This window comes from Shinella pollutisoli, from assembly GCF_024609765.1.
In the GTDB taxonomy this organism is placed as follows: Bacteria; Pseudomonadota; Alphaproteobacteria; order Rhizobiales; family Rhizobiaceae; genus Shinella; species Shinella pollutisoli.
On sequence record NZ_JANFDG010000007.1, the window covers coordinates 76,467 to 101,088 of the forward strand.

General features: G+C 67.6%; 18 protein-coding genes. 11 read left to right on the forward strand and 7 right to left on the reverse strand.

The window, feature by feature from the left end; all coding sequences use genetic code 11:
- Nucleotide 1 precedes the first annotated feature (1 nt).
- Both NNZ72_RS07795 and NNZ72_RS07800 read left to right on the forward strand, forming a co-directional pair.
- Nucleotides 2-2,047, forward strand: a complete 2,046-nt coding sequence (locus NNZ72_RS07795) for a hypothetical protein (protein WP_257314670.1) — start codon at nt 2-4, stop codon at nt 2,045-2,047.
- Entirely contained in the window at nt 2,023-4,506 is a 2,484-nt protein-coding gene (locus NNZ72_RS07800; RefSeq protein WP_257314672.1) for a cadherin domain-containing protein, read from the forward strand. Before NNZ72_RS07795 ends, NNZ72_RS07800 begins: the two co-directional genes overlap by 25 nt.
- Before the next feature lie 492 nt (nt 4,507-4,998).
- Here NNZ72_RS07800 and NNZ72_RS07805 read toward each other — a convergent pair whose 3' ends face one another.
- Nucleotides 4,999-5,700: a Crp/Fnr family transcriptional regulator gene (locus NNZ72_RS07805; RefSeq protein ID WP_257314673.1), complete on the reverse strand. Its 702-nt coding sequence runs from the start codon at nt 5,698-5,700 to the stop codon at nt 4,999-5,001.
- A gap of 125 nt (nt 5,701-5,825) precedes the next feature.
- Here NNZ72_RS07805 and NNZ72_RS07810 point away from each other — a divergent pair, with 125 nt between their 5' ends.
- From NNZ72_RS07810 to NNZ72_RS07820, 3 genes are all read left to right on the forward strand, one after another.
- Complete coding sequence (locus tag NNZ72_RS07810) at nt 5,826-8,066, forward strand: putative bifunctional diguanylate cyclase/phosphodiesterase (protein ID WP_257314675.1); 2,241 nt, start codon at nt 5,826-5,828, stop codon at nt 8,064-8,066.
- A 48-nt stretch (nt 8,067-8,114) separates the two neighbouring features.
- The gene (locus NNZ72_RS07815; protein ID WP_257314677.1) at nt 8,115-8,735 is read left to right on the forward strand and encodes a thermonuclease family protein; all 621 of its coding nucleotides are present in this window, start codon (nt 8,115-8,117) and stop codon (nt 8,733-8,735) included.
- Between the two features lie 103 nt (nt 8,736-8,838).
- A complete protein-coding gene (locus NNZ72_RS07820) occupies nt 8,839-9,000 on the forward strand; it encodes a hypothetical protein (protein WP_257314683.1) in 162 nt (53 codons plus the stop codon).
- Nucleotides 9,001-9,042: 42 nt separating this feature from the next.
- Here NNZ72_RS07820 and NNZ72_RS07825 read toward each other — a convergent pair whose 3' ends face one another.
- A complete protein-coding gene (locus NNZ72_RS07825) occupies nt 9,043-9,885 on the reverse strand; it encodes a fumarylacetoacetate hydrolase family protein (protein WP_257314685.1) in 843 nt (280 codons plus the stop codon).
- Between the two features lie 104 nt (nt 9,886-9,989).
- Here NNZ72_RS07825 and NNZ72_RS07830 point away from each other — a divergent pair, with 104 nt between their 5' ends.
- On the forward strand, nt 9,990-10,664 hold the full coding sequence (locus NNZ72_RS07830) for an FCD domain-containing protein (RefSeq protein WP_257314687.1): 675 nt from the start codon (nt 9,990-9,992) through the stop codon (nt 10,662-10,664).
- Nucleotides 10,665-10,795: 131 nt separating this feature from the next.
- Here NNZ72_RS07830 and NNZ72_RS07835 read toward each other — a convergent pair whose 3' ends face one another.
- Nucleotides 10,796-12,217 (reverse strand): efflux transporter outer membrane subunit, encoded by a 1,422-nt coding sequence (locus NNZ72_RS07835; RefSeq protein WP_257314689.1) that lies wholly within the window; start codon nt 12,215-12,217, stop codon nt 10,796-10,798.
- A 657-nt stretch (nt 12,218-12,874) separates the two neighbouring features.
- Between NNZ72_RS07835 and NNZ72_RS07840 the strand changes: the two genes are divergently transcribed.
- Both NNZ72_RS07840 and NNZ72_RS07845 read left to right on the forward strand, forming a co-directional pair.
- Entirely contained in the window at nt 12,875-13,090 is a 216-nt protein-coding gene (locus NNZ72_RS07840) for a hypothetical protein (RefSeq protein WP_257314691.1), read from the forward strand.
- Between the two features lie 135 nt (nt 13,091-13,225).
- A complete protein-coding gene (locus NNZ72_RS07845) occupies nt 13,226-14,782 on the forward strand; it encodes a VOC family protein (protein ID WP_257314692.1) in 1,557 nt (518 codons plus the stop codon).
- A gap of 133 nt (nt 14,783-14,915) precedes the next feature.
- Here NNZ72_RS07845 and NNZ72_RS07850 read toward each other — a convergent pair whose 3' ends face one another.
- Entirely contained in the window at nt 14,916-15,473 is a 558-nt protein-coding gene (locus NNZ72_RS07850) for an NADPH-dependent FMN reductase (protein ID WP_257314694.1), read from the reverse strand.
- Nucleotides 15,474-15,547: 74 nt separating this feature from the next.
- Nucleotides 15,548-16,501: a ring-cleaving dioxygenase gene (locus NNZ72_RS07855; protein WP_257314695.1), complete on the reverse strand. Its 954-nt coding sequence runs from the start codon at nt 16,499-16,501 to the stop codon at nt 15,548-15,550.
- Nucleotides 16,502-16,800: 299 nt separating this feature from the next.
- Between NNZ72_RS07855 and NNZ72_RS07860 the strand changes: the two genes are divergently transcribed.
- From NNZ72_RS07860 to NNZ72_RS07870, 3 genes are all read left to right on the forward strand, one after another.
- The gene (locus tag NNZ72_RS07860; protein ID WP_257314697.1) at nt 16,801-19,128 is read left to right on the forward strand and encodes a methyl-accepting chemotaxis protein; all 2,328 of its coding nucleotides are present in this window, start codon (nt 16,801-16,803) and stop codon (nt 19,126-19,128) included.
- Between the two features lie 695 nt (nt 19,129-19,823).
- Nucleotides 19,824-21,035, forward strand: a complete 1,212-nt coding sequence (locus NNZ72_RS07865; RefSeq protein WP_257314699.1) for a polysaccharide biosynthesis/export family protein — start codon at nt 19,824-19,826, stop codon at nt 21,033-21,035.
- Nucleotides 21,036-21,091: 56 nt separating this feature from the next.
- Nucleotides 21,092-23,119, forward strand: coding sequence for a capsule polysaccharide biogenesis protein (locus tag NNZ72_RS07870; protein ID WP_257314700.1), 2,028 nt, complete (start codon nt 21,092-21,094; stop codon nt 23,117-23,119).
- Between the two features lie 9 nt (nt 23,120-23,128).
- Here NNZ72_RS07870 and NNZ72_RS07875 read toward each other — a convergent pair whose 3' ends face one another.
- Both NNZ72_RS07875 and NNZ72_RS07880 read right to left on the reverse strand, forming a co-directional pair.
- On the reverse strand, nt 23,129-23,809 hold the full coding sequence (locus tag NNZ72_RS07875; protein WP_257314701.1) for an ABC transporter ATP-binding protein: 681 nt from the start codon (nt 23,807-23,809) through the stop codon (nt 23,129-23,131).
- Nucleotides 23,806-24,600, reverse strand: coding sequence for an ABC transporter permease (locus NNZ72_RS07880; protein WP_257314703.1), 795 nt, complete (start codon nt 24,598-24,600; stop codon nt 23,806-23,808). The genes NNZ72_RS07875 and NNZ72_RS07880 overlap by 4 nt, the downstream gene beginning before the upstream one ends.
- Nucleotides 24,601-24,622 lie beyond the last annotated feature (22 nt).

Sequence of the window (24,622 nt, forward strand, 5' to 3'; positions counted from 1 at the left end):
GATGGTTTCCTTCAGCGGGACGGCAGGCCAGACGAGCGCGGGGTGGGTCTGGACGACGGTCGACGTCAGGATCGAGGACGACGACATCATCCTCGAGGCAACCCAGTTCGGTACGGACTTTCCCGTCGCCGGCACCGACGTGACGATCGAGGGCTACAATGTCGTCGTCTCGACGCTGAGCTACGATTATTTTCCCGCCTTCACGGCCGGCGCCGGGCTGCTGACGATCGCGGCCAATGGCAGCCTCACCCAGACGACGGGGGGCTTCCGCGTCACCGAGGGGCTCGCGGTGGACGGGCGGATGACCGTCTCCGGCGGCTACCTGCTTCTCGGCGACGGTGCCGGCAGCTTCTCGCTCACGGGCAGCGGCGAGATGCGGCTGGAGAACGGTTTCGTCACCGGCCACGGCGGGAGCGGAGCCGTCACGGAGTTCCACAACCAGGCCCACATCACCGGCTACGGCCTCATCGGGGCGGAATTCGGCGCGGCGCGCTACCCGCTTGATGGTGGCTATCTAGAGATCCACAACGACTACGGCGGGACCATCGACGCGAACGTCGCCGGCAAGGCGCTGGCGCTGCAGACCGGCATGGGCCCGGACAACCCCATCGAAAATGCGGGGATCCTGCGGGCGAGCAACGGCGGGACGCTCCAGATCGTCGGTTCCTTTCCCCATCCGGAAAACAGCGGCCATCTTTCCACCTGGCTCACCCAATCGCCGACGGGCCGGCTGGAGGCTCTGGAAGGCTCGACGGTGCTGCTCTACAGCGCCATCGTCACGGGCGGCACCCTCCACACGGAATCCACCGGCGTCATCCGCACCGAGGGCTTCCAGACGCGGCTCATCGACGTCCACCTGACGGAGACGGCCCGGGTGGACGTCACCAGCGTCACCCGGCTGCAGGGCGACATCGACAACGAGGGCGAGATTTTCATTTCCAACGGGCTCGCCACGCTCAACATCGCCACGCAGGGGGTGACGCTCACGGGCGGCGGCTCCATCAAGCTGATCGGCGGCTACTACGATCCCGGCATCGCCGGCGACGGCCCCGGCGCGGTGCTGACCAATGTCGACAACACGATCCACGGCGTGGGATGGATCGGCAGCGACCGGGGGCTGGTCGGCGGCGCCACGCTCACGCTCGTCAACGAGGGCACCATTTCCGCCGACGGCACCACGAACGAGGTCGGGCACCGCACCCTCGGCATCGAACATCTCGTCTCCTTCACCAATACAGGCATTCTCGAGGCCGCGGACGGCGGGGTGCTCAGGATCGCCAATATCGAAAGCGGCATGGTCGAGAACGACGGCGGCCTCATCCGCGCGGGCGGCAGCGGGTCGGTCGTCGAGATCGGAACGGTCATCGACGGCGGAACGATCCGCACGGCGGCCGGCGGGCTCATCACCTCCATCGGGGGCACGTTCGACGGGTCGTCCCATGCCGTGACGCTCGATGCGGACATCAAGGTGAGCTACAGCACCTTCCTCGGCCTGAAGGGAGCCATCGCCAACGAAGGCAATATCGATCTCGTCAGCCGCAACACGCTGGCGATCCTCGCCGACACGGTGCTGAGCGGCGGCGGGACCATCACGCTCGACCGCGGCGGTTTCGAAGCCTCCGCCATCGTCGCCGGCTCCGGCGGGGCCAAGCTGACCAATATCGACAACACCGTGTCGGGTTCGGGCCTGATCGGCATCACGGACTACTACGGCGACCAGGCCGGCCTGCAGTTCGTCAACGGTGCGAACGGCAAGGTGATCGCCAACGTCGACGGCCAGGAACTGGTGATCGACACGGGCCGGACCGTGACCAACAACGGCGTGCTGCGCGCGGACGACGGCGGCATCCTCGTGATCGAGGACAGGGTCGTCGGCAGCGGCAGCCTCGAAATCACCGGCGGCAGCACGCTCAGGATCAGCGACGAGGTCGACTTCGACGTCACCTTCGTCGGCAATTCGCACGATACGCTCGATCTCACCGACAACGCAGCAACGCCGACTACGATTTCGACATCTACGGCATGGGCGTCGGCGACCGCATCCTGATCCGCTCCGGCGGTTCCGTTCTCGATTTCGAGGAAACGGCCGGCGGTGCGCGCATGCGCGCCTTCACCTACGATAACCTGTCCTGGCTGAACCTCAAGGGCGACTATTCCATCGGCCAGTTCGTGTTCGGAGAGCTTCCGAGCGGCGTGCGCTACTTCGAGCGCGTCGTGACCCGGGACGGCAACGACAACGACAATACCATGATCGCCGCCGCCTCGGGCGAGCGGCTGATCGGCCTCGGCGGCGACGACAAGCTGATCAGCGGCGCGGGCGACGACGTCCTGGACGGCAGCAAGGGGAACGACACCGCCGGCTATTGCAACGCGACGGGCGGCGTGACCGTCAGCCTCGCGCTGTCGGACTGGCAGGATGTGGGCGGCGGCCAGGGTACCGACCGGCTGTTCGGCATCGAGAACCTCACCGGATCGAGCTTCGCCGACACGCTGACGGGCGATGCCGGCGACAACATCCTCAAGGGCCGCGGCGGCAACGACCTGCTGCGCGGCGGCAATGGCACGGACATCCTCGTCGGCGGCAGCGGCGCGGACACCTTCATCCTGCCGGCTTACGGGGACTTCGCCGCGACGGTGACGGATTTCACGCTCGGTACCGACAAGATCGGCACGGAGGACCGGCCCGCCATCCAGACGCTTGCCGACATCGCCGCGCTGGTCGGCAACAAATCGAACACCACCGATGCCGTCCTCACCTTCGGCGACGGCCAGACGATGACGCTGCTCGGCATCGACTGGCGAGATCTCACGGTGAGCGACTTCACACGCATCGGCAATACCGGGCCGGATGCATCCGGCACAGAATACACGGTCGAGGAGAACTCCGACACCGCGACGACGACGGCCGCCCTCATCTCGGCCTGGGACGCGCAGAACGACCGGCTTTCCTTCACCCTTTCCGGCGACGACGCGGCCTTCTTCACCATCGACGACGAAGGAAGGATCCGTTTCAAGAACAGCCCCGATTTCGAGGCGAAAGCCGACAAGAACCACGACAACGTCTATGCCATCAAGGTCATCGTCTCGGACGGTGACCTTTCCACCTCGGTGGACGTGGACGTGCGGGTGGAGGACGTCAACGAGCGGCCGGTGTTGGCCGGCCCCTCGACGGTCAACCTGTCGGTGGAGGAGGGAACGCGCGACGCCTTCTACAGGGTCGTCGCCTCGGACCCCGACAACGACCATCTCAGCTATTCCTTCAGCAGCGCCGACGGCTTCTTCTTCTTCGACATCGACCAGCAGGGCAATCTCTCCTTCGAGAGCCCGCCGGACTTCGACAATCCGGGAGACATCGACAACGACGGCACCTTCGACGTGAATGTCGTCGTCTCCGACGGTGCGTTGAGCGTCACCCAGACCCTTCACATCCGGCTCACCGACGTCAACAACGCCCCGGTCATCGCGACCGACGGCGGCGGGACGACGGCAAGCCGGACGTTCAAGGAGAACAGCACGCATCCGGCCGCGTTTCTCGGCGCCTCGGATGCGGACAGGGACACGCTTTCCTGGTCCATCGTCGGCGGGGCCGACAAGGCGCGGTTCAAGATCAACGCCAATACGGGCGTGCTGGAATTCGTCGCGGCGCCGGACTTCGAGAAGCCGGCGGATACCAACAGGGACAATGTCTACCAGGTCGCGGTCAGAGTATCGGACGGCTTCCTGTCCGATACCCAGACGCTCTCGATCCACGTGCAGAACGTGAACGAGGCGCCCCTGATCACCTCCAACGGCGGCGGTGCCACGGCCTCGCTCACGATCAAGGAGAACACCAGGACCGCCGCCAAGGTTGCGGCGCGGGACGCCGATCCGGGCACGCATCTCAAATACTCGATCGCCGACGGCGCCGACAAGGCGAAGTTCACCATCGACGCGGCGACCGGCGTGCTGAGCTTCAAGAGCGCGCCGGACTTCGAGAAGCCGGGCGACGCCAACAGGGACAACGTCTATACCGTCAAGGTCAAGGTGTCGGACGGCACGCTCTTCGACACGCAGGTCCTCAACGTCAAGGTGAGCGACGCTCTCGGCATCACGAAGACCGGCACGTCGCGGGGCGAGACCATCCGCGGCACGGGCGAGCAGGACAAGCTGAACGGCAAGGGCGGCAGCGACAAGCTGATCGGCGGCGCCGGCGCCGATACCTTCGTCTTCGATACGAAGCTCGGGCGCGGCAATGTCGACCGGATCGACGACTTCGAGGTCAAGCACGACCGGATCTGGCTCGACAACGACATCTTCACCCGGGCGGGCAAGATCGGCGACCTCGCCGGCTCCGCCTTCTGGACCGGCAAGTCGGCGCACGACAAGAGCGACCGCATCGTCTACGACAAGGGCACGGGCAAGCTCTTCTACGATGCCGACGGCAAGGGCGGCGTGAGCGCCGTCCATTTCGCGACGCTGGACAAGGGGCTCGCCCTTTCCGCCGGGCATTTCGACATCATCGGCTGACGGCACGCGCTTCTTGCGGCCAGTCAATGCCCGCATAGCCGCACCGGGCGTCCGCCGCCGCGCCGGCGGTCCGTTGCCGCATGGTCGCCATGTGCCGGACCGCGACGGCCGGAGGCAGAGCTTGCGGCGCCGTCTCCGCCTCTCCCGCTATGGTCCCCGCAAAAAGCGCCCGCCGGCGCCTGCATCCGAATTGCAACCAGGAATAAGTAACGTAACGTTAACCACTGGCAATGCACGATACCGTACGTACGATATCGTTCATTGGCTTTCGGTGGGGAAGATGATGTCCAGGGACGGCATGGCGCGCGGGGAGCGGCGCGAGCGACACGATTTCATCAGGCCTGGAATGGCCGGGCGGAAGGAGATGGGGGCGCCGGGCCGCTTCGATCCCTGCGGGAAGGCCGTCCTCCTGCCGGCGGCGGCGGCATGAAGAGTGTCCGTGGCAGAAGCGGGAATGCCGCGACGCCTGTGAGCGCCGTCGCGGGGCCGGCCTCACAGCGAGGCGCGGCGGATGCGCTCGTAGCATTCGCAGGCCCGCGCGTGCAGCACCTTGCGGCTCGTCACGCGCAGCGAGCCGCGGTGATAGGAGATCGCGCCGGCGTTCATGAGGTCGGTACAGATGGCGTTGACCGTCGCCCGGCGCAGCGCGAGCAGCTTGGCGATCGCCTCCTGCGTCAGGTAGTAGGTGTCGCCCTCGACCCGGTCGTGCGCATGCAGCAGCCAGCGGGCGACGCGCTGCTCGGCGGTGTGCAGGCTGTTGCAGGCGACCGATTCCATGAGCTGGACCGTGTGCGACTTGGCGTAGCGGAGCATGATCTCGCGCACGCACTGGAATTCGTCGAGCGCGATGTCGAGATCGGCGATCGCCACCCAGGAGGCGAGGCCCGGAACCTGCACGACGGACCGGCCGAACGAGGTGCCGCCGCCCATGATCAGGCTGAAGCCGAGGAAGCCTTCGGGGCCGATGGAGGACTTCTCGACGCTGCGCCCGCCGTTCATCTCCGCGATGATCGACACGACGCCCTCGTGCGGGAAGACGGCATGGGTGACGGGCGCGCCGTCCTCGAAGATGACGTCGCCGGTGTTCAACGGTCTTGCTTCGGCGTGCTTGCGAAAGAAGTCCTGTGCGGCCGGGCGGATGGAGGCGAGAATCCTGTTGCGCAGCAGCCCGATGGAATTGTCGCTCTCTTTCAAAGGGTCAGCCCCCGAATTTCAACTGTCCGATTATCTTGATAGCCCCGTAACGTAAATCAATCCCTAACCATATGCACGGCGCCGTACTGCCACGAAGTGCGGTCCGTTCGCTGCCGGAGCCGCCAATGGAAGACCTGCTACTGCATCCGTCGCCGGGGGACATGCCGCCGTCCGCTCCGTTCGGCTATCCCTCCGGTTCCGAGGGCCGAATGCGGGGCAGCGTGATCGTCGACATGCTGCGGCAGAACGGCCGCGCCGGCCGCCAGGGCATCGAGCTGACGGAGCTGCTGGACGCCTACCAGACGGCGCTCGACCGGCACGCCATCGTCGCCGTCACCGACCGGCGAAGCCGCATCCTCTTCGTCAACAGCCAGTTCTGCGCGGTGAGCGGCTACCGGGAGGAGGAGCTCGTCGGCCGGCCGCACAGCCTCGTCAATTCGGGACATCACCCGAAGGACTTCTTCAAGGCGATGTGGGCGACGATCGCCGCCGGCCATGTCTGGCACGGCGAGATCTGCAACAGGGCGAAGGGCGGCACCCTCTACTGGGTCGACACGACCATCGTTCCGCTGATCGGCGCCGATGGGCGCGTGGAGGCCTATATCTCCATCCGCTACGACATCACCAAGCGCAAGGCGGCCGAGCAGGCCCTGCAGGCGGAGGTCGAGCGGCGGCGCGACGCCGAGGCGCTGCTCGTCGACGTCATCGAGACGGTGCCGGACGGCATCGCCGCCTTCGACGCGGAGGACCGCCTCGTCCTCTACAACCGGTCCTACGCGAACCTTCACACCCGCTCGCCGGAGGCGATCCGGATCGGCGCGACCTTCGAATCCATCCTGCGCCAAGGGTTGGAGAACGGCCAGTACGTCCTGCCGCGCAAGACGGAGGAGGCGCGCCGGTCCTGGCTCCGCGCCCGCCTGCGGGCGCACCGCAATCCCGGCCGCAGCACCGTGCAGGAGCTCTCCGACGGCCGCTGGATACAGATCCGCGAGCGCCGCTCCGCCTCCGGCCACATCGTCGGCACGCGCACCGACATCACCGAACTGAAGCGCTCGGAGTCGGCGATCAAGTTCCTCGCCGAGCACGATCCCCTGACCGGGCTGCTGAACCGCTCCGTGCTGTCACAGCGGCTCGACGAGGCGGTGGCGGCCTGCCGGCGCAACGGCACCGGCGGCCTGCTGATGGTCATGGACCTCGACGGCTTCAAGCAGATCAACGACAACATGGGCCATGCGGCGGGCGACGCGCTGCTCAACACCGTCGCGCGACGGCTGACGGAGACGCTGCGCCGCTCGGACACGGTCGTCCGGCTCGGCGGCGACGAGTTCGCGGTGGTCGTGCCGCAGCTCGGCCGGCGCGACGACATCGACGCGTTCGCCCGCCGGCTGCTTGCGGCGATCCAGTGTCCGGCGACCGTCCAGCGGCGCAGCCTGACGCCGCGGCTCAGCCTCGGCATCGCCCGCTTCCCGCAGGACGGCCACGCGCTGGAGGTACTGCTGCGCAAGGCCGACATGGCGCTCTACCGGGCCAAGGCCGAAGGGCGCGGCACCTACCGCGTCTTCTCGCGCGCCATGCGCGCCCATGCCGAGCAGCGCGGCCGGCTCGCCACGGCGCTTGCCGCCGCCGTCTCGCGCGGGACGATCGACGTCGCCCTGCAGCCGCAGTTCACGATCGGCGGCCGCGCGCTCACCGGCTTCGAGGCGCTGGCGCGCTGGCGCCACGAGGGGCGGCCGGTGAGCCCGGCCGACTTTATCCCGATCGCCGAGGAGAACGGCCTGATCGCCGACCTCGGGAGCCAGGTGCTGGACAAGGCCCTGGACGCGATCGGCGGCCTGCGGCGGAAGGGCTTTTCGACAGGCACGCTCGCCGTCAACATCGCCTCGGCGCAGATCCGTCACGCGGGCTTCGCCGCCATGCTGCAGGCGGCCGTGCACCGGCATGGCCTGACGCCGGCCGACGTCGAGATCGAGCTCACCGAGAACATCCTGCTCGACGAGGCCGGCGACGAGATCGCCTGCACGCTGAAGACGCTGCGCGCCGCCGGATTCTCGATCGCGCTCGACGATTTCGGAACCGGCTACGCCTCGCTTTCCCATCTCGGCCGCTTTCCCATCGACCGGATCAAGATCGACCGCGGCTTCGTATCCCGGATGTGCGGCGGGCAGGATACCTGCACCATCGTCCGCGCGATCATCGGCCTCGCCCATGCGCTCGGCATGACGGTGGTGGCCGAGGGCATAGAAACGCCGGAGCAACTGGCGCAGTTGCAGGCCTTCGGCTGCGATTTCGGCCAGGGCTACCTGTTCTCGCAGCCGCTCGCCCAGGACGAGGTGGCGGCCCGCCTGCGCTCCGGGAGCGTTCCGTAAACCATATATTCAAGAGATCGGCGCATTGTCCGGGCCAGGAGACGGGTAATGGCGAAGGCTAAGGGCAGGCGGAAGAAACGGGTGGCGGCAAAGCGGCCGCCGGCGGCGCGGCGCGGCGGGATGACGCCGTGGTACGTCACCGGCGTGGCCGTGGTCGCGGCGGCGGTCTATTTCGGCGATGCCGGCGGCAGGCCGGAGACGCCGGCCGCGGCGATCCGCACGGCATCGATCGAGCGCGGCGAAAAGGTGCGGACAAGGCAGGCGGTGCTGCCGCGTCCGAAGCAGCGGCCGGCGGAAACCGTCGAGGAAAAGCTGCCGCCCTTCGCGGGGAAGTGGTTCATCTGCACGACGCAGACCGATTATTGCGTGCTCGACGGCAATACGATCCTCTATGCCGGGCGCAAGGTGCGGCTCGCCGACATCGACGCGCCGGCGATCGCCGAGGCGCGCTGCGACGCCGAGCGGCTGAAGGGCGGCGACGCCAAGCTCAGGCTGCGCGAGATCCTCAACGAGGGCGGCGTGACCCTTGCGGCGGTGAAAGGCGCCGGCGCGCGCACTGGCGCCGCGCCGCATCTCGTCCTCGGCAACGGCCGGTCGGTCGGCGCGCGCCTCGTCGGCGAGGGGCTCGCACGGCCCTGGACCGGCAGGCACCAGTCCTGGTGCGGCTGAAACAGCTTGCGTGGCGCGTCCCGTTCCGGCACAAGGCCGGCGCAAGCAAGCCGTCCTATCCTTCGCGATACCGGGATGGTGCCGGCTGCAAGGGGACAATGACATGTCGAACGATATCGAGCATTACAGCGATCCGGACAACACGGCGGTCGCGCTCTATCTTCTCGAAAACGATTCCGACGAACTGACCGACATTCTCGTCGCGGCGCTCGACGAGGCTTTCCGCATCCTCGAGGACGAGATCGGGTCCGCGACCGTCCACTGACGGCGCAGAAAAAAGGGGGCCGTCGGCCCCCTTTTAAGTGTTTCAGGCCGTCGCGGCGACGAGCTGGCGCTGCGTGCCGAGGCCTTCGATGGAGACCTCCATGCGGTCGCCGGGCTTCAGGTAGCGCGGCGGCTTCATGCCCATGCCGACGCCGGGGGGCGTGCCCGTGGTGATGACGTCGCCGGGCTCCAGGATCATGAACTGCGAGATGTAGTGCACGAGGTGCGGCACCTTGAAGACCATGGTGCCCGTCGAGCCGTTCTGCACCGTCTCGCCGTTGAGCTTCAGCGTCATCGCGAGGTTCGCGGTGTCGATCTCGTCCGGCGTCACCAGCCAGGGGCCGAGCGGGCCGAAGGTCGGGCAGCCCTTGCCCTTCATCCACTGGCCGGTCCCCTCGATCTGGTAGGCGCGTTCGGAAACGTCGTTGCAGACGCAGAAGCCGGCGACGTAGTCGAGGGCGTCGGCCTCCGAGACATAGGAGGCGCGTTCGCCGATCACCACGGCAAGCTCCACTTCCCAGTCCGTCTTCTGCGATCCGCGCGGGATCAGCACCGTATCGTCCGGGCCGACGATGCATGACGGCGCCTTGTTGAACAGCACCGGCTCGGCCGGCACCGCCATGCCGCTCTCGGCGGCGTGGTCGGCATAGTTGAGGCCGACGGCGATGAAGTTGCCGACGCTGCCGACGCAGGCGCCGAGGCGGCTGTCCTGCGGCGCGAGCGGCAGGCTTGCCGGGTCGAGCGCCTTGAGGCGGGCGAGGCCGTCGCGGCCGAGCACGGCGCCGGCGATGTCCGGCACGACGCCCGACAGGTCGCGGACCTTGCCGTCCGCATCGATCAGTCCGGGCTTTTCCGCGCCCGCCGCGCCAAAGCGCACCAGTTTCATGCTTGTCCTCCGAGGTTGGATTTCCGTTGCGTTCCACCTTCCACGGGTTCTACATGGAGTCAACGATTTTCGAAAATCCATCCGATTTTGTACACGAGGCGACCATGGACGAGAAGCGCACGGGCGGGAAGACGCTTGCCGGCGATGCCTATGCGGCGATCCGGCAGAAGATCCGCTCCGGCGAATTCCGGCCGGGCGAGCGGCTGCGCTTCGCCGATCTCCAGGCGCTGTGCGGCATGAGCGTGACGCCGGTGCGCGAGGCCCTGGCGCGGCTGACGGCGGAGGGGTTTACCACGGTGGACGACCACCGCGGCTACAGCGTCGCGAGCCTCTCGCTCGAGGAACTGCGCGACGTCACGGCGGCCCGCCAGCTCTGCGAGGGGGAGGCGCTGCGGCTTTCGGTCTCCAGGGGGGATGCGGCGTGGGAGGGCAGGGTGCTTGCGACCCACCACATGCTCGCGCTGATCCCGCAGGGGCGCGACGACCTGCCCTCCGTCATGCGCGAGGACTGGGAGGAGCGGCATGCGGCCTTTCACGCCGCCCTCATCTCGGCCTGCGGCTCGCCGGTCCTGCTCGAGATCTGCGAGAAGCTCTTCTCGCGCGCCGACCGCTACCGGCGCCTGTCCGTCAGTCTCGACGGGGCCGCCCGCGACGTGGCGGGCGAGCACCGCATGCTGATGGAGCGCGCGCTCGCGCGCGATGCGGAAGGGGCGGCCGCCGCGCTCCGCGAGCACTACGGCCGCACGGCTGCGGCGCTGGAAGCCTTCTTCGCGGCCTGAGCGCTTTCAGAATACCCGAGGTTTTCCGCTCCTCGCTTCGTCGCCGAGCCTTGAAGCATCGACCGCAGCCGGGCTCTTGGCGCGGAACGAAAATCCCACGCCAATCCTCTGCTTGGAGGTTTTGTCAGGCCTTACTGGCTTGCGGCCGGCGCCCCGATCTCCGCGCCGCCGCCGATCGCCACGTTGAGGGCGACGTAGTCGCGGGCGAGCTGGCGGATCGCCGCGGCGAGCGACAGGCGCGCCGTCGCCACGTTGCGCTCGGCGTCGAGCACGTCGAGGATGGTGCTCGCGCCGCCGCGATAGCTTTCGCGCGCGAGGTTCAGCGTCTGCTCGTAGGACTGCACGACCTTGCGCAGGGCCGCGACCGTCTGGCCGTCGCGGATCAGCGCGGTCTGGGCGTTCTCGACTTCCTCCACGGCCTGCAGCACGGTCTGCTTCCAGGCGAGATACTGCTGCTCGGCCTGCGAGCGGGCGACCTCGACGCGGGCCTTGAGCGCGCCGCCGTTGAAGATCGGCAGCACGAGCGAGGGGCCGAAGGACCAGCTCGTCAGGTTGCCCGTCGCCGCGTTGGTGAAGTTGCGCGTGGCGCCGATCGAGCCGCCGAGCTCGATGCTCGGATAGAGGTCGGCCTCCGCCACGCCGATCGAGGCGGTCGCCGCCTGCAGGCGGCGTTCGGCGGCGCGGATGTCCGGCCGGTTGCGGATGAGGTCGGCCGGGATGCCCACCTTCGTGGAATAGCGCGGCATCGGCTGGGCGGCGCCCTTCGTGAGGCTGCCGGTGATCGTGCTCGCCGGAACGCCGAGCAGCGTGGCGATGTGGTTCGCCGCCTGATGGAAGCCGGTCTCGAGGCCGGGCAGGTCGGCGAGCGTCTGGTTGACGAGGCCTTCGACCTGCAGCACGTCGAGGCTGGAGGCGGCGCCCGCCTCCTTGATCTCGTTGGTGAGCTTCAGCGTCTCGCGGCGCGATTCGAGGTTCTTGCGGCTGAGCGCCAGCGCTTCCTGATAGTAGCGGGCGTTGATGTAGGACGACACGAGGTCGGAGAGGTAGGCAAGCCGGGCGACGTTGACGTCGTCGTAGGCGGCGTCGAGCGAGGCGTGCGCCGCTTCCTTCGCCCGCTGGTACTGGCCGAAGAAGTCGAGCAGCCAGGAGGCGCTCGCGCCGGCGTTCAGCGACTTCGACGAGGACGAATCCCGGCCGGACGTGCGCCGCAGGTAGCTGCCGTCCTGGCCGCTCGCCGTCGCGGCGGCCGAAGCGTTGATGCTCGGCAGCGCGCCCGCGCCGGCGATGATGACGTCCGCCTCGGCCGCGGTGATGCGCTCCAGCGCCTGCAGCACCGTCAGGTTCTCGCCCATGCCCTGGTGGACGAGATCGTTGAGACGCCGGTCGCGGAAGGACTCCCACCACGGATTGAGCGTCACCTTGCCCGCGCTTACGGCCTTGCTCTCCGAGAACTTGGCCGGCAGCGCGGCCTCCGGCGTGGCATAATCGGGGCCGACGACGCAGCCTGAAAGGAGGAGCATGCTCAGCGGAAGAAGCGTCCTGGCGAATCTCATGGTCATTCCCTGCGGGCCGTCATGGCGTGCTGACTGAATAAAAAGGCGATTCACTCTTTATTCATGTTTGGCCGGAAGATCGAGCCTCCACCCGAAAAAAGAATGGTACCACAACGATTATCCCCAGCTCGTGAGGCGGCGAGGACACAGGTGTTCCGCGGGCAATTGCCCTTATCGCGGCGTGTTTGCTCGCAAACGGCGCGATTCCGCACCGCCGCTCGCCGTCAGATTGCGTCACGCCATTTCCTTAAAGATTTCGTCCTCGCGACATATTTTTCCGGATGATGCTGCGTGTGCGAAGAATATTCCTCGAATCGAATTATCACACAAATTAGCCGGTAATTTTTTCCAATGGAGTGCCGAATCCATTGACAAGAAAAGGAGTGAGGCTTATGTGTTGGATCACCCGCATGAGGACCGCATGCGTCTTTTCCCGGTCCAGACCCGAAGGCCCATTTCGACCTTCGGCGCCAACGAGAGGGAGTGTCTATGTTCTATAGAAAAAACTGCACTTCCGTGTGCGTGGCGTTCTCCTGTCGTGAAACGATGATGGGGAAACCGTGTTCGGCCCTTTGCCGAATGTGACGCGGCCCCCGCGAATCGATTGAAACGCAACATTGGAATTTGGCTGTGCCTTCCGGCACGGCAGGAGTAGTCATGCACAAGCAGGTTATCGAAATCGGTGGCGAGGCGGTCGGTGTCGTCGTACCCGACGAGGATCGGCTGAAGTTCGTCGCCGTCAAATATTCGGTCTGGGATCTCGATTCCCAGCGTTTTTCCTCCGCCGACGAGGCGCGCGCCGCGATCCGCCGCCTCCTGAGCGACCCGTCCGCCCGGCCGGCCATGCCGCCGGCCAATATCGCGGCGGCCTGACCCGTTCCGTGAACCGCACCCGGCGTTCCCGCGCCGGGTGCGGTCGGTCGCTTTTCAGAGACGATCCATTCACCAGCCGCGGTCTGGCGCCCCTGCCGAAAAGCTGGTTCTGTACCTCCGAAAGGAGGTGCCTCCATGACAAGCGGCATCCATCACGTCACGGCGATCACGCGGAAGATCCAGGCGAACGTCGATTTCTACGCCGGCTTCCTCGGCCTCCGGCTCGTCAAGCGCACGGCGGGCTTCGAGGACGCGGGCCAGCTCCATCTCTTCTACGGCGACGCCGCCGGCAGTCCCGGTTCGCTCGTCACCTTCCTCGCCTGGGAGGACGGCTCGCCCGGCCGCGTCGGCGTCGGCCAGCCGTCCGAGATCGCGCTCGCCATCCGTCCCGAGGCGATCGGCTTCTGGCTGACGCGCGCGCTCACGCGGAACGTGCCGATGACCGGCCCCGCGCAGGAGTTCGGCGAGCCGGTGCTGCGCCTGAAGGACCCGGACGGCATCATCGTCAAGCTGGTGGGCGAGGCGGGCGTCGCCGGCCCCGCGCCGCATGCTGTGCCGGGCATCGCGCCGGACGACGCGGTCCAGCGCATCCGCGGCGTGACGATCCTCTCCGGGCATCCGGCGGAGACGGCGGGCTTCATCGGCCGGCATTTCGGTTTCCGTCCCGTCGCGGAGGCGGACGGCATCGTCCGGCTCGCCGGAGAGGGGGGTGATGTCCTCGACATCCGTGACGCGCACGGCTTCTGGACGGCGGCGCCCGGCACCGGGACGATCGACCACGTCGCGCTGCGCGCGCCGGACCGGGCCGCGGTCGATGCGGCCGCCGCGCGTCTCGCCGCGGAGGACGCCGGCGGCACCAACAGGCACGACCGGACCTATTTCTACTCGCTCTACGTCCGCGAGCCGGGCGGCGCGCTCCTCGAATATGCGACGGACGGTCCCGGCATGACGGTGGACGAGCCGCTGGAAGCGCTGGGGCGGACCCTGTTCGTGCCCGGCCATTTCAACGCCGACCCGGAGGACATCCGGGCGCGGCTTCCGCAATTTTCGCTGCCAGGAGAAGAAAGAATGACGGAAAGGGACCTGCCCTTCATCCACCGGGTGCATCGCCCGGACGACCCGGACGGCACGGCGGTCGTGCTCCTGCACGGCACCGGCGGCAACGAGACGAGCCTGCTGCCGCTCGGCGTGCGCATCGCGCCGCGCTCGCTGGTGCTGAGCCCGCGCGGGCGCAGCGTCGAGGAGGGGCATCCGCGCTTCTTCCGCCGGCTGAGCGCCACCGTCTTCGACCAGAAGGACATCGTCGCCGAGGCCGAGGCCTTCGCCGCCTTCATGGAGGGAGCGAATGCGGCCTACGGCATCGATCCGGAAAGGACCGTGTTCATCGGCTATTCCAACGGGGCGAACATGATCGCGGCGGTGATGTTCCTGCATCCGGGCGTCGTGCCCAACGCGGTGCTGCTGCGCGGCATGAACGTCCTGGAGACCGTGCCCGCGGCCGATCTTTCCGGCGTGAACGTGCTGATGCTGACCGGCCGCAGCGATCCCTACGGCCCCTATGCCGCCGACCTCGAAGCCCGGCTCTCCGCGGCGGGTGCGGCCGTCGAGAACCGCCTCCTGCCCGCCGGCCACGACATCGGCGTCGCCGACTTCGAGGCGGCGCGGGATTTCAAGCGGGGTGTGGTCGGCTGAGGTGTCCTGGCTCCTCCTCGACGGGGAGGTCGCCGCGGCGCGGCGGGTGGGAGCGAGCCGCCGGCATTTGCGTATGCCGCGTCACCCCTACCCGAGCCTGCGGCCCGCCTTATCGAGAGGAGCGTAACCTGTCTCACCGTTTTCCTTCCGCGACGAAGGCGGCGAAGCCGGCGATGAAATCGGCGAGCTTCTTTTCGGTCGCCGTATCGACGAGCCGGCCGTCCTCGAAGGCGGAGCCGGCCTTCGATACCATCAGCTTGGCACCGAACCAGGGCCGGGTGCCGAGCGTGCGCATCACCGGCAGCCAGGCCTCCTGCGACAGCACCGTGCCGAAATTGCCCGGCGAGGCGCCGGTGATGGCGAAGGGCTTCCCGCCGAAGACGCGCGGGATGTCGGAAGCCGGGCGGGTCATCCAGTCGATCGCGTTCTTGAAGGGGCCGGGGATGGAATTGTTGTATTCGGGCGTGAACAGGACCACGCCGTCGGCTTCCGCGACAAGGTCCTTCAGGCGGGTGGCGGCCTCGGGGACGCCGTGCTCGGCCTCCAGGTCGCCGTCATAGAGCGGAATGCCGTGGATCGAGGCCTCGACGATCTCCACGCCGTCCGGCGTAAGCCCGACGGCGGCGCGCAGCAGCGCGGTGTTGAACGACGCCTTGCGCAGGCTGCCCGAAAGTCCCACCAGTCTTGTCATGCGGCTCTCCTGGAAAATGTAAAAAGCAAAACCCCGGCGGAGCCATCGGGTTCCGCCGGGGCCGGTCCACGGGTTTACCGGAGCGGCTTCAGCCGGGCCTCGATCTGCGCGCGGCGCGGCTCGAGGAAGGGCGGCAGCGACAGGCTCTCGCCGAGGCTCTCCAGCGGCTCGTCGACGGCGAAGCCCGGACCGTCGGTGGCGATCTCGAACAGGATGCCGTTCGGCTCGCGGAAATAGAGCGAGCGGAAATAGTAGCGCTCCACTTCGCCCGAGGACGGCAGGCGGAAGCCGCGCAGCCGTTCCGTCCAGGCATTGAGCGCCGCGACGTCCGGAGCGCGGAAGGCGACGTGGTGCACGGCGCCGGCACCCTGGTGGGCGACGGGCAGGTCCGGCTCGACGGCGACGTGCAGCTCCGCCGCCGGCCCGCCGCCGCCCATCGAGAAGACATGGACCTCGCCCGTGCCCTCCGGCGCGGGATAGGTCGACGTCTTCGTCATGTTCATGACATGGAGCAGCACGGCCTCGGTATTGGCGAGGTCCGGCACGCTGAGCGTGATCGGCCCGAGACCCTTGATCTGGTGCTCTGCCGCCACCGGGCTCTTCTCCCAGGGATGGGACGGCGCGCCGCTCTCGTCGACGACGAGGCGGAAGCGCTGGCCCTCGCCGTCCTCGAAATCGAGCGAGGCGCGGCCGCCGATCTCGCGGATCTCGCCGGCCTTCACCCTGTGATCGCTGAAGCGCGCCTTCCACCAGACGAGCGTCGCGCGGCTTGCGACGCGCAGTCCGGTGCGGGAGATGCTGTGCGTGCCGCGCCGCTCGTGGCCGACGGGCCAGTCGAAGAAGGTGAGGTCGGTGCCCGGCGAGGCGAGCCCGTCGGCATAGAAGAGGTGGTAGGCGCTGGTATCGTCCTGGTTGACGGTCTTCTTGACGAGCCTGAGCCCGAGGACCCTCGTATAGAAACGCAGGTTCTCCGGCGCGTTGGCGGTGATGGCCGTCAGGTGGTGAATGCCCGTGAGATGGAGGGTCATGATGCGGTCTCCTTGGCGCCGACGTCGGGGCCTTTCCTTGGGCGTCAATATCGCCTCTGAGGCACCCGGCGGAAAGGCCGGGAGCGGCGAACGGATCGTTCAGCTTTGTCGAACGGCCGGAATTGCCCGGTTTTGCAACAAATCCCGCTCACTTTTTAGTGAATCATAAACCGCCGCCTGCCAACCTTCCTTCGTCGCGAAATGACTTCGTCCGTATTGCGCCGGTTTCCGGCATGTCCCCATTCGTTCATGAACTTGGCCGGCGCGGAGCCTTCCGCCCGACCGCGAGGAGATGTTTCATGCTACCGAAGACTGCGACTGCCCGGAATATGCTTGCGATCGTGGCGGCCGGCGTTGCCACCACCGTCGCGACGGCGGGCGTGCTGCTCTGGCTGTCCTACCGGGCCGTGGAAGAGCGGTCCCTCTCGGAAATGGTGAACGCCGCCGAGGCGAGCGCCGCCAGGGTCGAGACCTATTTCGCCCGCATCAAGGCGCTGAGCTGGAACATGCGCTCCATGCTCTATGCGGAGAAGGCGACGGAGGCACCCAGCCGCGAGAGGATGAACATCGCCTTCAACCGCCTGATGGCGGACAATCCCTTCGCGCTCGGCGTCAGCACCGGCTGGGAGCCGAACGCCTTCGACGGCAGGGACGAGGAATACCGCAACGCGCCGGCGCACGACGACACCGGCCGCTACATCCCCTATTTCGTGCGCTCCGAGGGCAAGGTCGGCATGGAGGCGCTGGTCGACTACGAGACGCCCGGCGCCGGCGACTACTACCAGGTGCCGAAGGCGACGGGCAAGGACCTGCTGACGGAGCCCTACAGCTATGTCATCAACGGCAAGACCGTGCTGATGACCTCCTTCATGGTGCCGCTGCTCTATGACGGCGTGTTCAGGGGCGAGACCGGCGTCGACGTCGCGCTCGATTCCCTTGCGGCCGACATGGCCGAGATCAGGCCGCTCGGCGAGGGCTATGTCGCGCTGCTCAGCAAGGAGCACAGCATCGTCAGCCATCCCGATACCGATGCGCTCGGCAAGCCGCTGAAGGATTCCGGCCTCGACGTCGCCGCCTGGGAGGGGCTTCTTGCCAATCCGGCGAAGGCGTCCGAGATCACGGATGCGGCCGGCGTCGCGCATATCGCGGTCGCCATGCCGGTCCGGCTGCTGGAGGACACGACCTGGTACACGGTCGTCTCCGTGCCGAAATCGGTGCTGTTCGCAAAGCTCACCTCGCTCGCGCTCATTTCCATCATCGTGATCGCGATCGCGGCGGGGCTGATGGTGGCGATCGGCTGGCTGCTCGCCGCCCGTTTCCGCAAGCGTCTCGAGACCGTCATCACGGCCACCAGCGAGATCGCGCGCGGCCGCACTGACATCGACCTCAGCGAATCCGAGCGCAAGGACGAGATCGGCGAGATGGCCCGCTCGCTCGCCGTGCTGCGCGATGCCACGCTCGCCAAGATCCGTCTCGAAGGCGAGGCCGAGCAGAGCCGTGCCCTTTCCGAGGAGGAGCGGCGCCAGCGCGCCGAGGAGACCGCCGAGCGCGAGCACCAGACGCGCGTCGCCGTCGAGGCGCTGGCCGAAGGCCTGCAGAAGCTTGCCGACGGCGACATGACGCACCGCATCGAGGTCGCCTTCGCCGGCTCGCTCGACCAGACCCGCCACGACTTCAACGCGGCCGTCGAGAAGCTGCAGGCGGCGCTCAAGGCCGTCGGCGGCAATGCCCAGGCGATCCAGGCCGGGTCGGCGGAAATCCGCTCGGCCTCGGACGACCTTGCCAAGCGCACCGAGCAGCAGGCCGCCTCCGTCGAGGAGACGGCGGCAGCGCTGGAGGAGATCACCACCTCGCTCAAGGACGCGACCCGCCGGGCCGAGGATGCCGGCCAGCTCGTCGAGCGCACCCGCGCCGGCGCGGAGAAGTCGGGCGAGGTCGTCCGCCGCGCCGTCACTGCCATGAGCGGCATCGAGAGCTCCTCGCGCGAGATCTCCAACATCATCGGCGTCATCGACGACATCGCCTTCCAGACGAACCTGCTGGCGCTGAACGCCGGCGTCGAGGCCGCGCGGGCCGGGGAAGCCGGCAAGGGCTTCGCGGTCGTCGCCCAGGAAGTCCGCGAGCTCGCGCAACGCTCGGCCAATGCCGCCAAGGAGATCAAGGCGCTCATCACCAAGTCCGGCGAGCAGGTCCATACCGGCGTCACGCTGGTCGGCGAAACGGGCTCGTCGCTGTCGGAAATCGTCAACCAGGTGCAGGAGATCGACCAGCACGTCGCCGCCATCGTGCGCTCGGCGCGCGAGCAGTCGACCGGCCTCAACGAGATCAGCTCGGCGGTGAACGCCATCGACCAGGGCACGCAGAAGAATGCAGCGATGGTCGAGGAGCAGACGGCGGCGAGCCATTCGCTGGCGAACGAGGCAACGGCGCTCAACACCCTGATCGCCCAGTTCCGCCTCGGCGACGGCTCGACCTCCGCGCGTCCGGCGCCGGTCGCCGCGGCGCCCGAGCCGCGCCCGGTCGTCTCCGGCGCGCGTGCCCTCGGCAGCAAGCTCGCCCGCGCCTTCGGCGGGGGAGGGCAGACGGCAACCGCCGCTGCCGCCGCGCAGGATTGGGAAGAGTTCTGATCCGGATTTCCGCAAACCGGAGCAGGACGGCGGTCCGCGGAAGCGGGCCGCCTTCCCGTTGGCGCCGACGAAGGCGGAATGTGGCGCACGATTTTGCGGCCTGCCCAGGAAAGCGTCATCGTGTCGCGCCGCCGGCAGGGGCGACGCGGGCGCGGACATGCCCGGGGGCTTGATATCGCTTCGTTATTCGCGGCGCCTCTGAACTGGCACGCATTCTGCTTTCTGAAAAACGGGTCCAGAGGGGATCCAGATAGAAGCGTCCAACGAATGACGCTCCGGCAAGGCCGCCGGCCGGCATGACGGAACCGAGCGAGGTTCGATGCCGGCGGCGGCTTTCCTGTTTTCGCGGCGCCCCGTCGGCTGATTCGTGGAAGAAGGGCCCGTCCGGCGGCGGCGCGGCGGCGGTCTGCCGCCCGGGACTGCGGTTTTTATGCCGCAGCGCACGGAAAAAGAATCGTGGAAAAGTTTGATTCTAAAGGATGAAGAGCGATACGTCTTTTCAGCTCCTAACGAATGTGCAAGACCTTTGCGCCAAGGTGCTGGCGAGGCCACGGGGAAACGCCGCGCGGGACGGGATTCTACTGGATGCGACTTGACGGGACGTTCGATCTTGTTGCCTATGCCATGTCGCGGCGACGGGCAGTCGCCGGGGTACCCGCCCTCGCAGGGGAGCGGCCAAAGGGAAATGCATTGTGATGACCGGAATGGATAACCTGGGCGGGGCGCTCAAGGGCTTGGGTTCTTTCGCGCGCGTTCTGTCGATCGGGGTCGTGCTGACGCTTGCAGGCTGCGTGGTGCCGAGCGACGGCCCGCTGACGCAGGAGGTCATCTCGGCCGGTGCCGACGGTCGGGCCTATGAAATTCCGAAGACGAAGATCGTCTTCGACGTCGTGGACATCGACCAGCGGGTTGCCAACAACGTGACGGCCTTCGGCCAGCCGAGCCTCGCCAGGACCTTCGGCTTCGGCGGCGGCAGCGGCACGCCGGTCATCGGCATCGGCGACAAGCTTCAGGTGACGATCTTCGAAGCGGGGCCGGACGGCCTTTTCTCGACCGCCGATCACAAGTCGACGACCATTCCGGTCGTCGTGCAGCCCGACGGGCACGGCCAGATCCCCTATGTCGGCTCCGTCCGTTTCGCCGGCATGACGCTCGACGCCGCGCGCGCGACGATCGTCGATGCGCTGAAGGCGAAGGCCGTGGAGCCCGACGTCATCGTCTCGATGGCCGAGAATGCGTCGCGCACCGTTTCCGTGCTCGGCGACGTGCGTAATGCATCCGTCGTGCCGCTCGGGCTCAGCGCCCAGCACCTGACCGAGGTCCTGGCGCTTGCCGGCGGGCCGGCGAAGCCGCCGTACGACACCTATGTCACGCTCAAGCGCAACGGCCGCTCGGGGACCGTGCTGCTGCAGTCGCTGGTGGACAATCCCAAGGAAGACGTCATCATCAAGCCGGATGACCAGCTCTTCGTGACCTACGATCCGCAGACCTTCTCGGCGCTCGGCCAGACACAGGTGAGCGGCAAGATTCCGTTCAAGGCTGCCAGCCTGAGCCTCGTCGAGGCGGCGGCGCTCGCCGGCGGCGGCAACCTGGCGACGGCGGATCCCAAGGGCTATTTCGTCTTCCGCTACGAGTATGAGGACGTCTATCGCAGCGTCGTCGGCGACGATCGCTTCCGCGATCTCATCGCCCGCGGCATGAGCGCCGACCGCGAAGGCCGCTATCCGATCGTCTACAGGCTCAACCTGGCCGAGACGCAGAGCTATATCGTCGCGCAGACCTTCCCGGTCCGCAACAAGGACGTCATCTATCTCGCCCGCCACTTCGCGACGGACTTCGCCAAGTTCCTGAACCTGGTATCCGGCTCGTCGTCCGTGGCTTATAACGTGAAACGGATCAGCCAATAAGTGTGACGGCGGCCGGGCGCGGCCGCCCTCCGCGGGTTCGATCGGTCGAGGGCGGCATGGCTGAGGAAGGCCGGAAAACCTACGCGGTCGTTTCGCACGGCCTCTGGCGCCAGCGTGCGGATATCGCGCGCGTGCTCGATGCCGAGATCGTCGCCTGGCCGTTCTTCCGGCCGGGACGGGTCGACGGGTTCGTCGGCTGGGGCCGGCGTCCGTCGGGCCTGCGGGCGCTTCGTCTCGCGGCGACGCGAGGCAGGGAGGCCGTGACGCTCGAGGACGGTTTCCTGCGCGGCTTCGCCCCCGGCCGCTCCGATCCGCCTCATTCCTTCGTCGTCGACCGGCTGGGCATCTATTTCGATGCGGCGCGGCCGAGCGGGCTGGAACGCCTGCTGGACGATCCGGTGCGGGACGAGGCCGCGCTCGCCCGCGCGCGTCGCCTCATCGATCTGCTGCGCGGCGAGCGCCTGTCCAAATACAACAATAGCCCGCTGCTTTCCTGCGAGCAGGCAGGCCTGCCGGAGGGGCGGCCGTTCGTGCTGCTCGTCGACCAGGTGGCCGGCGACGCCTCCATCGCCGGTGCGGGGGCGGGGCCGGAACGCTTCCGCGAGATGCTTGTCCATGCCGCGGAAACCTATCCCGGCCGGATGCTTGCGGTGCGGACCCATCCGGCGGCGGGCGAGCGCAGCCTGCTGCGCCGCGCGGCCGCCGAGCTCGGCCTCGACATCGTCGTGCCGCCGCGCATGAACCCATGGCCGCTCCTGGAGGCGGCGGAAAGCGTCTACACGGTTTCCAGCCAGCTCGGCTTCGAGGCGCTGATGGCGGGACGGACGGTCCACTGCTTCGGCACGACCTACTATTCCGGCCGCGGCCTCACCCTCGATCATGCGGCATCGCCTCCCGGCCGGAGACCGGCATCGCTGGAGCAGGTCTTCCATGCGGCATTCCTGGACTATTCCCACTATCTCGACCTGCACACGCGCGAGCGCTGCAACCTGGAGCGGGCCATCGAGCAGGCGGTGACGGTGCGCGACCAGCGCTGCCGCCTCGACAGGCCGGTCTTCTCGGCAGGCCTGTCCTCCTGGAAACGCAGGGCGATGACGCCGTTCCTGACGGGGCTCGGCGGCCCGCCGGTTCATCACCGGTCGCTGCGCGCCGCCGTCCGTGCGGCGCGGGCGGGCGACGGCATCGTCGCCGTCTGGGGCTCCGACAGGCCGCTGCCGGAGAGTGTCGCCGCCATGCGCATCGAGGACGGGTTCATCCGGTCGCGCGGGCTGGGCGTGACGCTGACGGTGCCGTCCTCCATCGCCGTCGACGGGCCGCATATCTACTACGACGCCCGCGGGGAAAGCCGGCTCGAGGCAATCATCGCGCACGGGGACTTCGACGAGGTGCTGAAGGCGCGCGCCCGCCGGCTCGCGCACCTGCTCGTCCGGCGCGGCGTCTCCAAGTACAATCTCGGCACGGCAGCGGACCTGCCGGCGGTCGCCGATGGCCGCCTGCGGATCCTCGTGCCCGGACAGGTGGAGAAGGATGCCTCCATCCGCTTCGGATCGCCGGCCGTGCGCTCGAACGCCGCGCTGGTGCGGGCCGTCCGGGCGCTCTATCCGGACGCGTTCATCGCCTACAAGGAGCATCCCGACGTCGTGTCGGGCATGCGCAGCGGCGGCTCCGTTCCCGACGCGGCGGACGTGGTCGCGCGGTCCGGCGATATCCTGCACTGGATCGCCTGGGCGGACCGGATCGAAACGATGACCTCGCTTGCGGGCTTCGAGGCGTTGCTGCGCGGCAAGCCGGTGGGTACGCACGGGGCGCCGTTCTACGCGGGCTGGGGGCTGACGGACGATCGCCTGGCCATTCCGCGGCGCCGGCGGCGGATCGACCTTGACACGCTGGTCGCCGCGAGCCTGATCCTCTATCCCTTCTACGTCCATCCGCTGAGCCGTCTGCCCTGCCGGCCGGAGGACCTGGTGGAGGAGATCGCCGCAAGTCCCGCCGCCCGCCGTCAGTCGCTGGTCGGGGCGGCATGGCGCGGCGTGGTGCAGGAGGTCACTCGCGTCGAGGTTCGCCTGCGCGACTGGCGGCGCTAGGAAGGCGGCTCAGGCCCGCCTGCGCGCCTCGGATATGCGCAGCAGGTCCTCGTGCACCCCGATCGCTTCCTCGATGTCGTTGTAGAAGGTGAGCTGCCCGTTGTGAAGGACGCCGCCGATGTCGCAGAAGGATCGCAGCAGTCCGGAGGAGTGCGAGACGAGAAGCAGGGTCGCGTTCTCGCGGCGCTGCTCGAACACCGCCTTGCACTTCTTCTTGAAGGTGGCATCGCCGACGGCGATCACTTCGTCGATCAGGTAATATTCGAACTCGATCGCCATGCAGATGCCGAAGGCGAGGCGTGCCCGCATGCCGGCGGAATAGGTGCGCACGGGCATGTCGAGATAAGGGCCGAGCTCGGAAAACTCGGCGACGAAGTCCAGGACCCTGTTGCGGTTCTTGCCGTAGATGTCGGCGATGAAGCGGGTGTTCTGCGCGCCGGTCAGCTTGCCGTGCACGCCGCCCCTGAAGCCGAGCGGCCAGGAGATCTTGCCCTCGCGCAGGATGCGGCCGGAATCCGGCAGGTCGCCGCCGGAGATGAGATTCATCAGCGTGGTCTTGCCCGCGCCGTTTCGGCCGAGGATGCCGATATTGACGCCGGGGCGGAAGGCGGCGGTGAAGCGGTCCAGGATGACCTTCTTCCCGCCGTCCGGCCTCGGGAATGCCTTGCTGACGTTGTCGAAGATGATCATGCGTTGATGATCCTGTTGCGCAGAAGGCGCTCGAGCGTGAGGCCGACCGTCAGCAGAATGGTCGAAACGGCGAGCAGGTAGCTCTTGTCGAGAACGGGATGATAGTCGAGATAGGTCGCCATGCGGAACCATTCGACGCAGTGGAGAAACGGGTTCCAGGAAATGTACCACTGGAGTTCCGGCGGGAAGCTTGACGGCAGGAAGAACACCCCGGAGATGAACATCAACGGCATGTTGAGCATGTTGACGAACATCATGTAGCGCGGGACCAGCGCGCCGACCGTCGCGTTGAACGTCGCGGTGGCGAAGGCGAAGAAGAAGATCGCGAGCAGGCAGGTCGTCAGTTCACCCGGATAGGCGATGATGGTGCGGTCGAGCGCGTAGGACAGGCCGAGGATGAACAGGGCGCAGATGATCAGCCAGATCGTCGCCTCGAGCAGGAAGGCCGAGACGATGGTGTCCATCGGGCGGACGAGCGGGTAGGTCAGCAGCGGAAGGTTGTGGGCGATCGCGGTCTCGGCCTTGCGTGCCACGCCCCGGCTCATGCGGAAGCCGAAGATGCCGGCGAGAATGAACAGGACCGCGCTGTCGCCGAACGGCATGCTGGCCCTCATCACGGTATGCGCCATGATGTAGACGCCGATATAGAACGCCGGCTCGAGGAGAATCCACACGAAACCGAAGCGGCTTTCGCCGAAGCGCGAGATGGCGCTGCGAACCACCAGGGCCGATACGACCCTCATGTTCTCCCGCAAGGCATAGTTGAGCGGCTTGTCTGCGACCAGCGCCATATCCTGTCCTATCCGTGCGAAT

Bases quoted from the DNA above. Each gene is read 5' to 3' on its own strand.
- NNZ72_RS07795 (WP_257314670.1), top strand. From the start codon at position 2: ATGGTTTCCTTCAGCGGGACGGCAGGCCAGACGAGCGCGGGGTGGGTC.
- NNZ72_RS07860 (WP_257314697.1), top strand. From the start codon at position 16,801: ATGCTACCGAAGACTGCGACTGCCCGGAATATGCTTGCGATCGTGGCG.
- NNZ72_RS07825 (WP_257314685.1), bottom strand. From the start codon at position 9,885: ATGAAACTGGTGCGCTTTGGCGCGGCGGGCGCGGAAAAGCCCGGACTG.
- NNZ72_RS07840 (WP_257314691.1), top strand. From the start codon at position 12,875: ATGCACAAGCAGGTTATCGAAATCGGTGGCGAGGCGGTCGGTGTCGTC.
- NNZ72_RS07815 (WP_257314677.1), top strand. From the start codon at position 8,115: ATGGCGAAGGCTAAGGGCAGGCGGAAGAAACGGGTGGCGGCAAAGCGG.
- NNZ72_RS07875 (WP_257314701.1), bottom strand. From the start codon at position 23,809: ATGATCATCTTCGACAACGTCAGCAAGGCATTCCCGAGGCCGGACGGC.
- NNZ72_RS07830 (WP_257314687.1), top strand. From the start codon at position 9,990: ATGGACGAGAAGCGCACGGGCGGGAAGACGCTTGCCGGCGATGCCTAT.
- NNZ72_RS07865 (WP_257314699.1), top strand. From the start codon at position 19,824: ATGACCGGAATGGATAACCTGGGCGGGGCGCTCAAGGGCTTGGGTTCT.
- NNZ72_RS07845 (WP_257314692.1), top strand. From the start codon at position 13,226: ATGACAAGCGGCATCCATCACGTCACGGCGATCACGCGGAAGATCCAG.
- NNZ72_RS07880 (WP_257314703.1), bottom strand. From the start codon at position 24,600: ATGGCGCTGGTCGCAGACAAGCCGCTCAACTATGCCTTGCGGGAGAAC.
- NNZ72_RS07835 (WP_257314689.1), bottom strand. From the start codon at position 12,217: ATGAGATTCGCCAGGACGCTTCTTCCGCTGAGCATGCTCCTCCTTTCA.
- NNZ72_RS07870 (WP_257314700.1), top strand. From the start codon at position 21,092: ATGGCTGAGGAAGGCCGGAAAACCTACGCGGTCGTTTCGCACGGCCTC.
- NNZ72_RS07855 (WP_257314695.1), bottom strand. From the start codon at position 16,501: ATGACCCTCCATCTCACGGGCATTCACCACCTGACGGCCATCACCGCC.
- NNZ72_RS07850 (WP_257314694.1), bottom strand. From the start codon at position 15,473: ATGACAAGACTGGTGGGACTTTCGGGCAGCCTGCGCAAGGCGTCGTTC.
- NNZ72_RS07800 (WP_257314672.1), top strand. From the start codon at position 2,023: ATGGGCGTCGGCGACCGCATCCTGATCCGCTCCGGCGGTTCCGTTCTC.
- NNZ72_RS07820 (WP_257314683.1), top strand. From the start codon at position 8,839: ATGTCGAACGATATCGAGCATTACAGCGATCCGGACAACACGGCGGTC.
- NNZ72_RS07810 (WP_257314675.1), top strand. From the start codon at position 5,826: ATGGAAGACCTGCTACTGCATCCGTCGCCGGGGGACATGCCGCCGTCC.